A 16,590-nucleotide genomic window follows, 5' to 3' on the forward strand; every position below is an offset into this window, starting at 1 on the left:
CATCGCTCCCTATGAAAATTACTGGCGAATAGCTATAACAGAAGTCATAGCCAGCTTGACGCTTCAGCATGTTGGCGTCATGAGTTTCTGTGTATGACAGCGAAACGGTTCAGGCTCAGAGTTCTGAGTTTCATCAACGGCCAGCTCTCAGCGTGGCCAATAGCCGTTTTGGCATTGATGGTCGGAGCAGCACTTACCATCATGTTGGCGCTGGCCGACAATGAGCTGTACCAGCGTCAATTGCGCCAGCGTTTCGACATGCTTGCTGCGGAGCGCTTCAGTCATCTTCAGGAGCGTCTGGACCGGCAGGTCACTCGGCTGGACACCCTGTGTCGCTTCTTTATTTTTTCCCATCAGGTCGAGCAGTCGGAATTCGACGGCTTTGTCGCGCCATTGCTGATTGGAACCCAGGCCTACGCCTGGAACCCCAGAGTGACGCTGGCGGAGCGGGCCGCTTTTGAACAGCAGGCGCGTGAGGAGGGCTCAGCCGGATACGCCATACGTGAAATGGATGAAAACGGTGCGTTGAAAACCGCCACTGTACGCAACGAGTATTTTCCGGTTCGATTCATCCAGACACTCAGCAAAGTTCCGACGCCGTCGGGGTTTGATATAGCCTCAGAGCCGGTACGTCATGTCGCCCTTGAGCGTGCGCGTTTGCTCAAGCGCATTGTTGCAACGCCTCGTATCAGCCTGTTGGCCCTTGACCCGTCAGACACGTACGGAATTTTGCTGGTGGCGCCGGTGTTCTCCATCGGCCAGTCGCCTTCCGAATTGAGAGGCTATGTCACTGCAGTGATCAGCCTGACGCAATTAATGAGCATCGGCACAGCGGAGCAAGACAATCTTGCGGTCACCATGCTTGACCTCAGTTCGCCGGCAAAGCCTGAGCAGGTTTACCAGTCGCCGGTCGTAGCAGTACGCAATCATTTGTATGCCAGCAGCCTGCTGAGCCTCGGTGACAGGGATTATCTGGTCGAGGTTCGCCCTACGGAAATCTTCAGCCAGAGCAATCAGACCATGATGCCGGGCCGGGTGCTTTGGCTTGGCGGGCTTTTGAGCCTGATGCTCAGCGCGTTGCTCTACAGCCTGATCAGCCAGCGTCAGCGAGCGCTGCAGCGTGTGGCGCAGCGTACCCGCGAGTTGCGCCAGCGCGGGCAGCAGTTACGGGCGGCGCACGGGCAATTGCGCAGTGTGCTGGACGCCGCGACCGAAGTGGCGATCATTGCAACCGACCTGGATGGGTTGATCAAGACGTTCAACGTCGGTGCGCAGAAAATGCTGGGTTATTCTCAGGAAGAGGTACTGGGCAGGCTGCGCCTCATGGACCTTTATCAGCCGGCCGAGCTGGAGGCCCGCGCGAGTGTATTGAGCAAGGACCGCGGGCACCCGATCAGCGCTTCCCGGCTGATGTTTCTCGACGCCGTGCAAGACGGTCATCACCCTTCGCAGGAGTGGACCCTGCAGCGCAGTGACGGCAGCACCCTGGTGGTGAACATGCTGGTTACCGCCGTGCGCGACGATCAGGGGCTCTGGACCGGGTATCTGGCGGTGTGCATCGACGTCACGGAGCACAAGCGCGTCAACGAAGCGCTTGCCGAACAAGGGCAATTGTTGAAAAAACTTGGCTCGCAGGTGCCTGGCGGCATTTATCAGTATCACCTGGCTATCGACGGCAGTGCGCGCTTCAGATACGCCAGCGCTGGCATGTGCGAGCTGTTTGAAGTCGATGAAGCGCAGTTGCTGGGCGATTCCGAGGCCGTTCTGCGACGTATCCAGCCACCGGATCTGACGCGCGTCAGAAGCTCTATTCTGGCCAGCGCGAAGCATCTGACACCCTGGAGCGAGGAGTACCGTGTCGACCTGCCACGCAAGGGCCAGCGCTGGCTGCGCGCTGCGTCCACGCCAGAACGGTTGGTAGATGGCAGCGTGCTATGGCACGGTTTTGTGTCCGACATCACCGACCTCAAGCGTGTCGAACAGGAGTTGCGCGCGCTGTCGGTCACCGACGTACTGACGGGTGCCTACAACCGGCGCTATTTCCAGGACCGCATGCAGGCCGAGCTGAAAAGGATCGACCGGCACGGCGGTAACCTGTCGATCATCATGCTCGATATCGATCATTTCAAGCGCATCAATGATCGTTTCGGGCATGCCGCAGGCGATCAGGTGCTCAAGGCGATTTCGGAAAAGATCAGCCAGCGCCTGCGTAGCGATGATGTGTTCTGCCGCCTTGGGGGTGAAGAGTTCATGGTGATCTGCCCGGGCACACGGGGCTCGCAGGCGTATCAACTGGCTTTGAGCCTGCGCGAGGGCCTGCGTAACCAGGTTATCGAAGGCGTCGATCAGGTTGTGACGGCCAGCTTCGGCATCGCCAGCTGGAGAGCCGGTGAGGGGATCGACACAATGTTGTTGCGCGCTGACTCGGGTGTCTATGCCGCCAAACAGGCCGGTCGCGATCGGGTCGAGCCTGAGCAGATCTGACGCACACAGACCCGCTTCGAAAGCGGGTCTGCTGGTTACAAGCGGCGGGTGGTTATTGCTGGATCGAGACCGTGGTGTTGGTCAGTTTCGGCTGTCGATACAGATCGACCAGTACCTCGTCCAGTATCGAGGATGCGCCAAACGGACGCGGGTCGTTGAGGATCGCCACGACCGCCCAGGTGTTGCCGTTGCTGTCGCGGCTGAAGCCGGCAATAGCGCGAACCGTGTTCAGCGTGCCTGTCTTGATGTGCGCTTCACCCAGCAACGGGGTGCGCTTCAGACGTTTACGCATGGTGCCGTCCATGCCTGCCAACGGCATCGAACTCATGAATTCGGCAGCATACGGGCTGCGCCACGCAGCCTGCAGAATAATGGCCATCTCACGGGCACTGACACGTTCCGCACGCGACAGGCCGGAGCCGTTCTCCATGACCAGATGCGGCGCGGTGATGCCTTTTTTCGCCAGCCACTGGCGGATGACGCGCTGGGCAGCCTTGCCGTCGTCACCGTCAGCTTCATTGCGGAACTCTTCACCCAGGCTCAGAAACAGTTGCTGGGCCATGGTGTTGTTGCTGAATTTATTGATGTCACGAATGACTTCCACCAGATCCGGCGAAAAAGCCTTGGCCAGCAGCTTGGCGTTACCGGGCAAAACGCCAACGCGGTCCTTGCCCTGGATAGTGCCGCCCAGTTCCTGCCAGATGGCCCGTACTGCGCCTGCCGCATAGGTCGGATGGTCAAGCAGCGAAAGGTAGGTCTGCGAATTGCAGCCGTTGCCCAACTGGCCAGTCACCGTCACATTGACGCTGCCGTCAGGCTGGGTGACCGGGTTGTAGCGCACATCCCCGGTGCATTGCTTTGATGCGCTCGCCTTCACCTGGTTGTCGATGCGAATGGTCGCAATCGGCGGCTCGACCGAGACCAGAATCCTGCCGTCATCGTTTCGGGTCACGAAGCGCAATGCCTTGAGATTGACCATCAGCGCATCAGGCTTGACCAGAAACGGCTTGTTATCATCGTTGCCGTCATCATTGAATTCGGGCAATTGCGGCTGCACAAAATGGCTGCGGTCCAATACCAGGTCACCGGTCACCTGTTGCACACCATTGGCGCGCAGGTCACGCATCAGCAGCCAGAGTTTTTCCATATTCAGCTTTGGATCGCCGCCGCCCTTGAGGTACAGGTTGCCGCGCAGCACGCCGTTGCTCAGGGTGCCATCGGTGAAGAATTCGGTTTTCCACTGGTGGGTAGGGCCGAGCATTTCCAGCGCGGCGTAGGTGGTGATCAGCTTCATGGTTGAGGCCGGGTTGACCGATACGTCGGCATTGAACACGGTCGGCGTGCCCGGCCCGTTGAGCGGCAACATCACCAGCGAAAGCGCGTCATCGCCGAGTTTGCTGGCTTTCAGAGCCTGTTGAACCTTGGGGGGCAGCGTGGTGTTGATGACGGCAGCGTAGGAGGGCAGAGCCAGTGGCAAAAGAATTGACGCGAGCAACAATGGACGTAGCGACTTGATCATTGAATAAAACCCTACTGCAAGGGGGGACATAAAAAAGAGGGCATGGATGAATTCCCTCGGTAACTATTTCGCTGCGATGTTGATAACTATAGTAGTGAATGCGTAGCGGGCTTTTTTTGTAACATACAGTGCCACGCATGAAACGACCCGCATTATGCCCCAAGCAGAGCAGGCTTGTGATAGGGGGCAGGCCGGTAAACGTTATTTTTTATCGATTGGGCCTGCATCACTGTCGCAAGACCGGATATCCATGACGGACCGCAATTGTCGGGCTTTTAAATCGTCAAGCTGGTAAAGTGCCGCCCGATATTTATTGATGAGGATTGTCCCATGGCCACTAACCGCTCCCGCCGTCTGCGCAAAAAACTGTGTGTGGACGAGTTCCAGGAATTGGGGTTTGAACTGAACCTGGACTTCAAGCAAGAGCTGGATGACAAGGCAATCGATGTTTTCCTTGACGCTTTTCTGAAAGAAGCAATGGAAGCCAACGGTCTTGGTTATGTGGGCGGCGACGACTTCGGTCTGGTTTGCCTGAGCAAGCGTGGCTCGGTCAGCGAAGAACAGCGTGTTGCTGTCGAAGGGAGTATCAGTTTTTTTGTGTTCGGGCTGGTTAGGGCCTGCCGTCAGGCAGGCCCTTGTTTTACCAGCTCGGTCTGGTAAATCGGTCCCCGTACAGGATCGCAAATTGATTCATTGCCACTTTCCAGTCGTGTGCCGCATGACCCCAGTTGGCGGTGATGTTGCGCAACCCAAGCCATATCAGTTTCGTCGCGGCCTCATCGGTCGGGAAGTGCCCTCGAGTCTTGATGATCTTGCGTAACTGGGCATTGATGCTCTCGATGGCATTGGTCGTGTAAACCACTTTGCGGATGCCCGCCGGGAAAACAAAAAACGGTATAACCCGATCCCAGGCGCGACGCCATGCAGCAACCACAGTCGGATACTGCTTGCCCCAGGGGCCCGCTTCAAAGGCGTTAAGCTCTTGCTCAGCCACATCTGCATTGATCGCCTGGTAGATCGGCTTGAGTGCTTTGGCCAGTGCCCGACGTTTATCCCAAGCGGCATAGTCCAAGCTGTTGCGGATCAGATGCACGATGCAGGTTTGCAGCGTCGTGGCAGGAAAAACCGCCCCCAACGCCTCCGGTATTCCTTTGAGGCCATCCGTGACGGCGATCAGAACATCTTCAACGCCACGAGTCTTGAGGTCGTTGAACACCTTCATCCAAAACTTGGCACCCTCGGTGCTCTCGATCCATATACCCAGAATGTCGCGCGTGCCATCAGGTAATACCCCCAGCGCCAGATAAATAGCCTTGTTGCACACTAACCCCTCGTCCCGGATTTTGACCCGTAACGCATCGAAGAAGATCACCGGATACATCGGTTCCAAGGGTCGTTGCTGCCAAGTGCCCACCTCTTCCATGACCGCATCGGTGACTGAGCTGATGAAGTCATGGGACACGTTAGTTCCATACTGCTCAGATAGAAAAGCGCGGATCTCACGCACCGTCATGCCCCGGGCGTACATGGCAATTATCTTGTCGTCGAAGCCTGTAAAACGTCGTTCGTGCTTGGGAATCAGGATCGGGGCGAAGCTACCATCGCGGTCTCTGGGGATATCCAGGCGAAGCGGCCCGTCGTCGGTCAGAACCGTCTTGCTGCTTTTGCCATTACGCTGATTGGTCGACTCCTCAGGGCGCTCCGCGCCCTGAGGGTAACCAAGGTGGTGACCCAGCTCGGCGCCTAGCGCACGCTCGATCAGAGCCTTCTTGAACGCCATGGACGCGTCTTGAATGGCTTCGGCGCTCATCGGGCCTTTAACAAACTGCTCGATCAGCTCTTGGGGAATCGAGGGCAACTCCCTCGCTGTTGCATTGGCGGACTTCTTTTTGGTCGGCATACATGCACCTCTAGCTACATGTTATGCCCGAACACAAAATTTCTGACAGTCTCCTGTCGAAGCCTGGCTCAAAGGCCGCAGTGAACTGACAGAAGTCACTGTCAGCCCGCTGATCGACGTCTGGTACCCGGAAAAAGAAATCAACCCGGCCGCCTGATGTAACGGGAGGCAGGCCAGCGCCTGCCTCTCTTGCTTTTCCCCCGCTTGTTCCCCTTCGCTACATCGTCTTTGAAACGTCTTCAGTCAGGTTTCGCCTGCTGCAGAATCAGCGCGTCCTCAAGCTCGATCATCGCCAGCTCGACAACCTGCTGACAGGTATGGAACTGTTCATCCGGCGTGTCCGCTTCGCAGGCCTGCTCAAGTGCATCGCAGGCATCGACCACCCTTGAAGCGCTGATGATCCGTGCGGCACCTTTGATCCTGTGGGCCAGGTCGCGGGTTTTCCTGCGATTGTTTTCCGGTATCAGTCTGGCCAGCAACAGCCGGTCCTCGTGATTGCTTTGCAGTAGCTGCGCAAGCAGGCGTTCAACCATTTTCGGACGGTTACCGGTCAGGTTGCTGAGGCTGTCGAGGCTGAACGGCAGAGGTGTGCGCGCCAGCGGCGAAACGCCTGTCAGCCGTTCGCTGAGCATCGAAAGGCTGATGGGTTTGAAGAGGCAGTCGTCCATGCCTGCTGCGCGGCAGCGCTCGATCTCGTCAGGCTGCGCATTGGCCGTGAAGCCCCAGACCGGACAGCGTGGCTGGCCGTCTGCGTCTTCAATCGCGCGGATTGCAGTGGTCATGTCATAGCCGTTCATGACCGGCATGTTGCAGTCGACAACCACCAGATCAAAGGTATCGGTCTTCCAGTGCTCAAGCCCCTGCGCGCCGTTTTCGGCCATTTCGCAGTGGTGACCTAGAAAACCGAGTTGCTGGCAGAGCAGCAGCCGGTTGGCAGGATGGTCGTCGACGATCAGGATCCGTAGCGTCTGGTGAGCGACGGCTAGCGGTGGCGTAGTAACGGGCTGGCCTGTGAGTGGTTCAAGCGTGGTAAGCACCAGGTTCATACTGATCCGGGTGCCTTGGCCTGGTACGCTATCAAGCGAGAGGTTGCCGCCCATCATCATGCAAAGGCTGCGGCAAATCACCAGGCCCAGCCCGGCACCGGTGCGCGCCATCTGCCCGGTGTTATCGGCCTGGGCAAAGGGCTCGAACAAACGCTGCTGGTCTTCGGCGCTGATGCCTATACCGCTGTCCTGAACGGTAATGTGCAGGTGCAGCAGTTGCGGGTCCGGGCTCTCGGCTGCCTGCAGCACGATCTTGATCCGTCCCATAGGGGTGAACTTGATGGCGTTGCTTACGAGGTTGGACAGTATCTGTTTGAAGCGCAGAGGGTCGATCAGCACATCGGCGTTGATCCGGCTGTCCAGTTCCAGCACCAGGTCGAGGTCCTTCTGGCGAGCCAGACCGTCGAATACCCGCAGTACCGACTCTACCAGTCGACGCAGGTTCGCCCGCTCTGGATTCAGTGACAGCCGGCCGGATTCAATGCGCGCAATGTCGAGAATGTCACCGATCAGGTCCAGTAAGTCGTTGGCCGAGCTGTAGGCGACTTCGATGGCTGAGCGGTCCAGTTCGCCATGATCGGCACGTTTGAGCGCCAGCTCCAGCATTCCGATCACTGCATTCATGGGCGTACGGATTTCATGGCTCATGGTGGCAAGAAAGGTGCTCTTGGCACGGCTGGCAGCGTCAGCCTGTTCCTTGGCGGCCTGCAAGTCTTCAATAAGCTGGCGACGCTCGCTGATATCGATCCAGCCGCCAATGATGCCCTGCACCTCGCCCAGAGAGTCGCGAAAGGGGAGGATCCAGTGGTAGATGGTCATCTGCCGGTCGCCAATGCGCAGGGGCCGGTCGAGGATCAATGCAGTGTTACTGGCCATGACCCGTTGATAGTCGGCAGCGTATTCCCGCGCTTCGAAGGCATTGCCCAGCACTCCTTCGGTAGCGCTCTTGCCGATGATGTCTTCACGTTGCGCTGAGAAGACCCTCAGGTAGCTGTCATTGCACATGCGCAGCATGCCTTCGCGATCCCGCACGTAGATCGGATGGGGCGTGCCTTCAACCAGTGCGCGCATGAATTCGAACTGGTCGCCCAGCGCCCGCTCTGCCGCTTCACGCTGACGTATCTGCCGCCGCATCCAGGCATTCCAGGCCAGCAGGCCCAGCAGCAACAGGCCTGCACTGATCAGAATCTGATAGATAAGGCGTTCGTAGTCATGCCAGCTGGCGCTTGAAGGGGCATAGGCGCGCCATCAATTGTTGATCGCCGCCAGATCCTGCGGCGCGATGCTTGCCAGCGCCTTGTCGAGAATCGAACTCAGCTCGGTGGCATTGCGTGAGGTAGCCATGGAAATCAGCGCCGGGTCCTCGCCGATGGTGGCGGTCGTCTGCAGGCGTTCCTCGAAGATGCCTGAAGACAGAAAGTAGTCTGCGCTGAGCAGCGAAATGACCGCGCCTTCCGTTCTGCCCAGTGACAACATGTCCAGCGCCTGGAACGGGTTGTCGATTTCCAGCGGTACGACTCTGGGGTATTTGCGTCGCAGCCAGTCCAGCATCGGGCTGCCTTGGGTTATTGCCAGGCGTTTGCCGTCCATCTGTTCCAGATAGCTGGGCGAACCCTGGTCCTTGCGGGTGACCAGTACAAATGAGTTGTCGATATACGGCCGGCTGAAGCTCAGGTGGTCTTCTCGTTCATCGCTGGACACCAGTGCGCCGATCAGGTCCGCCTGGCCCTCGCTGACCTGGTTCAGCATATCGGTCAGGCTGGGCGAGCGCTTGACGTCGAACCTGAGGCCGGTGTGCAGGCGGACCAGTTCAAGCAGGTCGGCGGTGATGCCGCGAAAGTTGCCCTTGGCGTCAAAGAAGGTCAGCGGTGCGTACGCTTCGTTGACCACCACGCGCACGGTCGGGTGCTGAGCGATCCAGCGTTCCTCGCGTTGCGTCAGTTGCAGCTTCTGGTCGGTGAGCATCAGGTCGCTGCCGGTGCTCCAGCGCCTGGAAATGTTGATGCGCTCATCGACTGGAATCGCTTTCAGTGTCTGGTTGATGACACCCAGCAATTGTGTGTTTTCATTGCTGACGGCGAAGCTGAAGCCATTGGGCTCGTGCTTGCCGAAATTCGACATTTGCACATTGTTCAGATAGCCCTTGTTGATGATGTACTGGGTGGAAATCGTATCGCCCAGAAAGACATCGGCCTGGTTGAAGGCTACGGCGTTGATGGCGTTCTGAAACGAGGGGTAGGTCTTCAGTGTTGCACCCGGGTACGTCGCCTCGACCTCTGCGGGTGGCAAATAGTGATAGACCATGCTCAGCCGCATGCCTTTCAGGCCATCGTTGAGGGGGCGCGTGTCTCCGACCCGGGTGACCAGCACGGGCTGATCCACCGAGTAGGGCTGTGACAGTCTGATGTTTCAAAGCCGTTGGCAGTGCCCAGCAGGTCGACCTGGCCTGTGATCAGTGCCTTGATCGCTGCATCGCGGGTTTCGAAGCGCTGCACCCTGACCGGCAGGTCCAGCGCATCCGAAATGGTGCCCGCGTAATCGGCAGTGATGCCTTCATAGTCGTTGCCTGACATTGTGATATCGAAGGGCGGGTAATCAGGGTTCGAGATGCCGAGAGTCAGTTCACGTTGACCGCGCACCCATTGCCATTGGTTGCTGTCCAGCTTCACGTCCATGTGTGCCGGGCTCGAGCGACCAAGCAGTGTGTAATGTTCGGCCGCATAAAGGCTGGCCTGAGCACTCCAGCCCATGCACAGGCCTGTGGCCAGTATTAATAATTGTCTAAAGCGTGTGGGCATCCGGTTTCTCACACTAGCGCGTTGCGTTTTGCCATCTCGATAAGTTCTACCAAGGTTCTGGTTTTCAGCTTTTGCATAAGTCGCGTTTTGTAAGTGCTGACGGTCTTGTTACTGAGAAACATGCCCTTGGCTATTTCCTTGTTGGAGCGGCCTTGAGCAAACAATTGCAACACCATCAATTCGCGATCATTGACCAACTTGAACAATTCCAGCTCGTTCGTCTGCCCGTCTTCGCGAACGGCACACGCCAATGCCTGACTGGGAAAGTAATTGTAGCCGGATAATACCGCTTTCACCGAACTGAGCAGTTCGCTCAGGTCTTCCTGCTTGCATACATAACCGGAAGCGCCCGATTGCATGCAACGAATGGCAAACAGGTTGGGGGTTTGCGATGTAAGCACCAGTATCTTGGAGGGCAGCCCCATCGTATTGAAGCGCGCCAGTACCTCAAGGCCGTCGAGCTTGGGAATGCTGATGTCGAGAATGATCAGGTCAGGCATGCATTCGCGAACCATTTGCATCGCGTCGACGCCGTTATCGGTTTCGCCCACCACTTCGTAATTTTCGTTTTCCAGAAGCATTCTGACTGCCATCCGGATAACCGGATGGTCGTCGATGATAAAAACTGAGTTCATATTCCATTCCATAACAAGCAGTGAAGAAAGCGCGCACCTTAGCTCAGATGTTCGGGCAGGCACATAAAGAGACTTGCTCGGCAGGCATATATAGGAAAAGTCCTACAATAATTAGCGTATCGGAGTACGTAAAAGCCTACGTTGAACACAAGTGTGTTTAAACGTTAATGCTTATTTCGGTGTGTATTTGGTTATTGATGCACGGGGTGTTTATTACTTTATGGAATCATCATTCATGTGGGTTGATGATTTCCTACGAGACTGAACGTGAATTCACAAGCAGCGCGGTTTTGCATCAGTTGCCGTTTACATAGTTGCGAGGCATTTCCGAAGTCGCTTGAAACAGGAATGCAGATGTCACTCAGGGCTGTGCCCCAGCAAGCGGCTGAGGTCAGGTCCATGCAGGGGTTTGCTCAGGCAGCCGAGCAGGGGCAGGTCGCGCTGCGTGGCAAGCTGCTGCAGGTTTTCAAGCTGTACATCAGGCAGGCCGCTGAGAAGAATGGCCTGATGCAGCAAGCCTTGACGGGCTGCCTCGTCGATCAGGTCAAGGCCTGACATATCCGGCAGGCACTGATCGCACAGTAACAGCCCATAGGGCTCCGGGCTGCGTTGCATGGCAGCCATGGCCTCTGCGGCGGTGAGTGCGGGAGTCAGTAGAAAATAGCCCTGATTGTTGAGCAGCACCTGAGTGGCGATCAGTTGAAACGGGTGATCTTCCACCAGGAGGATGCGCAGGCTGTGTGTGGACATGAGTTTTCCGGAAAGGCCCTGGCGAGACGTTCAGGCCTCGCAGACGGCGTGCGGACCGTTAGTATCGCAGGCGGATGGATGACGAGCCGGAGTGGCATTCGAAGTGGCTGTAATTATTGAGGGATGCAAGAAAAGCTGCGATAGGACTCGTCTGACATGCATGTAGGGCCTGTCTGAGTTTTGCGAGGCAATCAGGTCTGACCAGCGTTGTATCTGCATGCGCGCAGGTACTCGGCTGGTCTTATCAAGGCTAAATCTGTCCGGAGCGGCCAGTCATTTCCCGGGCCATCTCACTGGCATAGCTGTCGGTCATGCCGGCGATGAAGTCGATCATGCGCAGGAACGATGCATGCAGCGGTGCCTTGGGATCCGGCGCGCTGTTGCCCAGCAGGTCGAGGATACGTCGGTGCTTGAAGGAGGGCGTCCTGCCGCCAAACTGTTCGACCGCTGCACCGCAAAAGGCGTTTAAGAGGATTTCCAGTGTGGTGTAGGCACCTATTTCATGCAGCGTCTTGCGCTTGTCCTGAAAGATTTTCTTGCGCGCCATGTCCTTGGCGTTCAGTACGCAGCGTTTGGCCGGGCCGTGCATGTGTTCCACGAGATCCCCGGGCAGCGTGCCCGCAAGCAGGGCGTCCTGTTGCTCGACGAATGCTCTGGCCGCTGCGTTGGTCAGGTGCTCGATGGCCTTGCCGCGCAGGATGGCCAGCTTGCGCCGCCGTGAGTCGCCAGGGCCCAGTTGCCGATAGGTTTCCGGAAGATCATCGCCGACCAGTCCAAGCAGAAGTGACTCCACTTCCGCGTAGTCCAGCAGGTCCATCTCCAGGCCGTCCTCCAGATCGATCAGTGCATAACAGATGTCATCGGCGGCTTCCATCAGGTAAACCAGTGGATGGCGCGCCCAGCGTTGTTCCTCAAGCTGCGGCAAACCCAGCTTGCCAGCGATCTGCTCAAGGATTGGCAGTTCACTCTGATAGCAGCCGAACTTGTGCTTCTTGTAGCCCAGCGAGTCTGCGTGGCGAGCGGTCCACGGGTATTTGAGGTAAGTGCCCAGTGTGGCGTAGGTCAGACGGGTACCGCCGTCGAACTGGTGGTACTCCAACTGCGTCAGCACCCGAAAGCCCTGGGCATTGCCCTCGAAATTGAGAAAGTCATTGCGCTCTGTCTCGCTCATCGCGTCGAGCCAGCCACGTCCGGCAGCCTGATTGAACCAGTTGCGAATTGCGTCTTCGCCAGAATGGCCGAACGGTGGGTTGCCAATGTCGTGTGCCAGGCAGGCGGATTGTACAACCATGCCCAGGTCGCTTGGGTCGCACCAGTCGGGCAGCGCAGTGCGCAGGGTTTCGCCAACGCGCATGCCCAGTGAGCGGCCGACGCAGCTGACTTCCAGAGAGTGAGTCAGGCGGGTATGAATATGGTCGTTGCTGGACACCGGATGGACTTGCGTCTTACGTCCCAGACGGCGAAACGCACCGGAAAAGATGATCCGGTCATGGTCCTTGTGAAACGGACTGCGCCCTAATTCTTCGGGGCTGTGCAGTGTCTTGCCAAGTCGTTCGCGGTTAAGCAGGGTTTGCCAATCCAAGGCGTTCACTCCGTCAGTAATGTTGGCCGTAGCTTCCCGGTTCGGCATGCCTGCCGCAAGGCCTGAAGCGCGGACAGACAGAAACAGGGTGTGTTAAAAAGCAAATGCCCGCCCCGGAGCACCGGAGCAGGCATTTGTCACAAGGCTCGAATCACGCAAAAGGTCTGGCGTAATCAGAGCCTGCGGTTGCGGTTCTGGATGGCGCGACTCTGCATGGCGACCTTGATCAGTGGCGTCAGCGTGATGCCGAGCTTCAACAGGCGACCCAGCAGGCTGGTGCGTCCGGTCTTGGCACGTTTGCCGCTCAGAAACCCCAGCAGGGCGACCGAGCCCACTCCCCAGAGTGGCGCGTGGCGAAAGCCGAGCGCGCTTTTCCAGTCATGGCGGATCCCGCGAAAGCGTTGCAACGGCTGCAGCAGTTGCGTCGACTCATGACGAATTTCCTGACGGTGCATCTCCATGCGCAGGCGGATCAACGCCTTGCGCAGTTCTCGACGGGTATTACTCTGGTGCGACTTGGGTTCACTCATGGCATCAATCGCTCGCGGTCGTTGGCCAGCTCTTCAAGGGTTGCGTGGAATGGCGACGACTCATCGAAAATCGCTGCCTTGAGGCGCAGCCCGCAGAAGATGGCGGCCAGCAGGTAGAACGTGCAAAGGCCGACGATACCGGCCAGGCGATAGCTGTCCCACAGAACGATCAGCAACAAGGCCGAGAGCCCAGTGAGCAGCAACAGGCCGAAAACCAGCGCCAGTCCCGCGAACAGCAGCAGGCTGACGGTACGTGCCTTCTGCTCCTGCAATTCGATGCCGAACAGCTCGACGTGCGTGTGCAGCAGGCCAAGGAAAGCAGCGCCAAGACGCCGCGGTGAAGAGCCCGGAGTTCCCTCGGGCGGTGCTGATTCCGTTCCCAGAGTCATGATGTTAGCGCCTTGTAGCCAGCAGACCGATCAGAAAGCCGACGCCTGCGGCGATACCGACTGACTGCCAGGGGTTGTTCTGAACGTAATCTTCGGTAGCGATCACTGCAGCCTCACCGCGCTCACGAAGCGAATCTTCAGTGGTCTTCAGTGTTTCCTTGGCACGCAGCAGGCTCTCACGAATCTGGGCACGCAGTTCATCGGCCTGATCACCGGCCAGTGATGCGGTATGCGCCAGCAATTTCTCAGTGTCGGCGACCAGTACCTGGAAGTCGGCTCTCAGGATTTCCTGAGCATTCTGTGCAGTTTGGCGGGCCATGATGTTCTCCGTTTGGTGGGCGTATGAATGTTTCGAGTACAGGTGATTCCTGAAGGTTCACTTCGATTGCCGTCTGGTGTTCGATCAGGCTGCGTGCTGCCGCTGCACCTTACTCCAAAAGTATCTGTCAGGAAAAACCGCGACGTGTTGAAGATTGGGGTTCCGTATTTCTGGCCATTGGCTATGCTCCACACGCGTGATCACGTACATGGCGCGCGATATGAGAGCTGAATGGAGAGAGGCATGGAGCGGCTGTATTCCCTGCAGGGGCTCAGGGGCATAGCTGTCCTGGGTGTGGTGTTGTTTCACATGATGTCGGTAGAGAGCAAGTTTTCCGGTGGCGATATCCTTCTGCCGCCAATGCTCGATTTTTTTCAGTTGGGTGTCGATCTGTTCTTTGTCATCAGCGGTTTCGTGATGGTGATCGTCAGTCGTGGCCGTTTCCAGAGTGGGGTCGAGGCCCGGCGCTTTCTGTTCAACAGGGTGTCGCGGATCTACCCCACGTACTGGCTGTACTTTTTCATTACGCTGGCGGTGTACCTGGTGCAGCCGGGCATGGTCAACAGCGGGCATGGGGCTTCCAACTTGATTATGTCGTTCCTGCTGCTGCCCAACGATAAAGTGCTGCTGGTGATGGTGGCCTGGTCGCTGCTGTTCGAACTGTGGTTCTACGTCGTGTACTCCGGCTTTCTGTTGTTTCGTGAACGCAGCGTGCCGCTTCTGCTCGGCGGCTGGGCGCTGATCATCATCGTGTTTAACGTGCTGGCCGACTGGCAGGACTATTCGCCCGCATTGAAGATCATCCTGCATCCCTACGCCCTTGAATTCATTCTCGGCGCAGCGCTGGCGTTGTTCTTTTATGGTCGGCACAGCGCGCGCGTGCCGACCGCTGCCGTCCTTGCCTCGCTGGGAGGTGCGCTGCTGCTGGGCGTGCCCCTGATCGGTTATTTCCGGTTATACGACAGTCAGGGCTTGCTGCGCATGCTCATGGTCGGCGGTACTTTCGGCCTGCTGGTACTGACCCTTGCCCTGCTCGAACGACGTCGACAACTGGCTGTGCCAGGGTTTTTGGTCGCTGTGGGCGACATGTCCTACACGATCTATCTGTCTCATCTGCTGGTGTTGGGGGTGATCGGGCGGGTGTGGAGCCTGGTCGGTGCCTGGCCCGAAAGCTATCTGGACAACCTGTTTTTCGCGCTGCTGATGATGGCGGCAACGGTGTGTTACGGCTGGGTCGGTTACCGTTGTTTCGAGAAACCGGTACTGGACCGCGCCAACGCGTTCAGCAAGACGCATTTCCGGGTGTCGACGTGATCGCGGGGTGCGCCTAGAATAATTTTCGGTTGTAGAGGATTTGCCGAGGATCAATTCATGCCGCCCGAATGCCAGCTGTTCAGTACCCTGGGCTGCCCGCTGTGCGAGGTTGCCGAAGCGGTTTTACTGCCGTTCGCCATCGAGCACGGCCTGCTGGTTGAGCTGGTCGACATCTGCGAGGATGAACAACTGTTCGAGCGTTACGAGTTGCGCGTCCCTGTGTTGCGTCGAGTCGACACCGGGGATGAGCTGGACTGGCCATTTGACGCGCCTCAGGTAGCTTCGTTTTTGAGTCGTTGAGCGGCATTGTCGTAGAGCTGCATTCTTCTTTATCCCCCGGACCCGACGCGCATTGAATATTGATACCCGCATCAAATTTCGCCATCTGGTGTGCTTTCTCGAGGTGGCTCGGCAGGGCAGCCTGGCGCGTGCCTCCGATGTACTGGCAATCAGTCAGCCCGCGCTGTCGAAAAGTCTCAAGGAGCTGGAAACACTGCTGGCCACCACCTTGTTTGTGCGCAGCAAGAGCGGTGCGGCGCTGACCGAGGCGGGGGTGGCATTCATGCGTTTCGCCGGGCCGAGCGTCCAGGCCTTGCGTGAAGGTGTCAGTAGCCTGCGCTCGGGTGAACATGAAACTGTTACCGCACGGTTGGGCGTGCTGTCCACGGCTGAAAGCCTGTTGGTTCCGGAGGTGGTCCATCGTCTGCACGAGCGCCACCCCGCGTTGATCGTCAGCGTGATGACCGGCCCCAGTGCCTACCTGCTGTCGCAACTGAGGGTAGGGGAGCTGGACCTCGTGGTCGGGCGCATGACTGACAGCCCGCAGATTCAGGGGCTGACGTTCGAGCATCTGTACAACGAGTCGATGACGCTGGTGGTGCGCAGCGATCACCCGTTACTGGCGGCGCCGCTCAAGCCTGAAAGTCTGGAGCAGTTCCCGCTGGTGTTGCCGCTGGCGGGCACCACCATCCGCAAGTTTGCCGACAGTCTTTTCGTACAATGCGGTATCCGCATGCCGCGTCAGCGCCTTGAAACCCTGTCACTCACCCTGAGCCGCCGCTATGTGCAGTGCAGCGATGCAATCTGGATAGCACCGCTGGATGCCGTATTACTGGAGTTGAAAGGCGGCACGCTGGTGGAGCTGGACATGGGTATTCGCGAGCCGGGCGGATCAGTCGGCCTGTGCAGCAACCCGGCCCTGCCGCTGACACGTGCGGCGCAATGGTGTGTGGATGAACTGCGAGGCGTCGGAGAGACCTACCGCAAAGCGCAGTATGCATAACCATTTGGTTATGGATAACCGGTTTTATTTCAATTTTCTATA

General features: G+C 57.8%; 13 protein-coding genes and 2 pseudogenes. 6 read left to right on the forward strand and 9 right to left on the reverse strand.

Going from position 1 to position 16,590, the window contains the following annotated elements; translation table 11 throughout:
- Positions 1–93 precede the first annotated feature (93 nt).
- Complete coding sequence (locus AC4ANK_RS11380) at positions 94–2,484, forward strand: sensor domain-containing diguanylate cyclase (protein WP_002553057.1); 2,391 nt, start codon at positions 94–96, stop codon at positions 2,482–2,484.
- A 52-nt stretch (positions 2,485–2,536) separates the two neighbouring features.
- On the opposite strand, the gene dacB is transcribed toward AC4ANK_RS11380, so the two are convergent.
- Positions 2,537–4,003, reverse strand: a complete 1,467-nt coding sequence (gene dacB / locus AC4ANK_RS11385; RefSeq protein ID WP_002553058.1) for a D-alanyl-D-alanine carboxypeptidase/D-alanyl-D-alanine endopeptidase — start codon at positions 4,001–4,003, stop codon at positions 2,537–2,539.
- 330 nt (positions 4,004–4,333) lie between these two features.
- On the opposite strand from dacB, the gene AC4ANK_RS11390 reads away from it, so the two are divergent.
- A complete protein-coding gene (locus AC4ANK_RS11390; RefSeq protein WP_460382915.1) occupies positions 4,334–4,663 on the forward strand; it encodes a 50S ribosome-binding protein YggL in 330 nt (109 codons plus the stop codon).
- Here the strand turns inward: AC4ANK_RS11390 and AC4ANK_RS11395 are convergent.
- A complete protein-coding gene (locus tag AC4ANK_RS11395; RefSeq protein ID WP_054082596.1) occupies positions 4,644–5,903 on the reverse strand; it encodes an IS256-like element ISPsy17 family transposase in 1,260 nt (419 codons plus the stop codon). The genes AC4ANK_RS11390 and AC4ANK_RS11395 overlap by 20 nt on opposite strands.
- A 46-nt stretch (positions 5,904–5,949) precedes the next feature.
- Between AC4ANK_RS11395 and AC4ANK_RS11400 the strand changes: the two are divergent.
- A pseudogene (locus tag AC4ANK_RS11400) lies at positions 5,950–6,060 on the forward strand (50S ribosome-binding protein YggL); the annotation flags it as partial.
- 82 nt (positions 6,061–6,142) lie between these two features.
- Here AC4ANK_RS11400 and AC4ANK_RS11405 read toward each other — a convergent pair.
- The 7 genes and pseudogenes from AC4ANK_RS11405 to AC4ANK_RS11435 form a co-directional block, all read right to left on the reverse strand.
- A pseudogene (locus AC4ANK_RS11405) lies at positions 6,143–9,699 on the reverse strand (transporter substrate-binding domain-containing protein).
- A 56-nt stretch (positions 9,700–9,755) separates the two neighbouring features.
- Positions 9,756–10,382 carry a response regulator transcription factor gene (locus AC4ANK_RS11410; protein ID WP_005732559.1) on the reverse strand — a complete coding sequence of 209 codons (627 nt, stop codon included), beginning with the start codon at positions 10,380–10,382 and terminating at the stop codon, positions 9,756–9,758.
- Between the two features lie 357 nt (positions 10,383–10,739).
- Complete coding sequence (locus AC4ANK_RS11415) at positions 10,740–11,132, reverse strand: response regulator (RefSeq protein ID WP_002553114.1); 393 nt, start codon at positions 11,130–11,132, stop codon at positions 10,740–10,742.
- Between the two features lie 250 nt (positions 11,133–11,382).
- Positions 11,383–12,714, reverse strand: coding sequence for a deoxyguanosinetriphosphate triphosphohydrolase (locus tag AC4ANK_RS11420; protein ID WP_002553115.1), 1,332 nt, complete (start codon positions 12,712–12,714; stop codon positions 11,383–11,385).
- A 173-nt stretch (positions 12,715–12,887) separates the two neighbouring features.
- Complete coding sequence (locus AC4ANK_RS11425; RefSeq protein WP_002553116.1) at positions 12,888–13,244, reverse strand: hypothetical protein; 357 nt, start codon at positions 13,242–13,244, stop codon at positions 12,888–12,890.
- Complete coding sequence (locus tag AC4ANK_RS11430; protein WP_002553117.1) at positions 13,241–13,633, reverse strand: phage holin family protein; 393 nt, start codon at positions 13,631–13,633, stop codon at positions 13,241–13,243. Before AC4ANK_RS11430 ends, AC4ANK_RS11425 begins: the two co-directional genes overlap by 4 nt.
- A 4-nt stretch (positions 13,634–13,637) precedes the next feature.
- Positions 13,638–13,952: an ElaB/YgaM/YqjD family protein gene (locus tag AC4ANK_RS11435; protein ID WP_002553118.1), complete on the reverse strand. Its 315-nt coding sequence runs from the start codon at positions 13,950–13,952 to the stop codon at positions 13,638–13,640.
- Positions 13,953–14,195: 243 nt separating this feature from the next.
- Between AC4ANK_RS11435 and AC4ANK_RS11440 the strand changes: the two genes are divergently transcribed.
- From AC4ANK_RS11440 to pcaQ, 3 genes are read left to right on the forward strand one after another with little or no spacing between them, the layout of a single operon-like run.
- Positions 14,196–15,266 carry an acyltransferase family protein gene (locus AC4ANK_RS11440; RefSeq protein ID WP_002553119.1) on the forward strand — a complete coding sequence of 357 codons (1,071 nt, stop codon included), beginning with the start codon at positions 14,196–14,198 and terminating at the stop codon, positions 15,264–15,266.
- 57 nt (positions 15,267–15,323) lie between these two features.
- Positions 15,324–15,566 (forward strand): glutaredoxin family protein, encoded by a 243-nt coding sequence (locus AC4ANK_RS11445; protein WP_005732565.1) that lies wholly within the window; start codon positions 15,324–15,326, stop codon positions 15,564–15,566.
- Between the two features lie 52 nt (positions 15,567–15,618).
- The gene (gene pcaQ / locus AC4ANK_RS11450) at positions 15,619–16,548 is read left to right on the forward strand and encodes a pca operon transcription factor PcaQ (RefSeq protein ID WP_002553120.1); all 930 of its coding nucleotides are present in this window, start codon (positions 15,619–15,621) and stop codon (positions 16,546–16,548) included.
- Positions 16,549–16,590: the final 42 nt, after the last annotated feature.

The organism is Pseudomonas sp. Pmew2 (assembly GCF_058129885.1).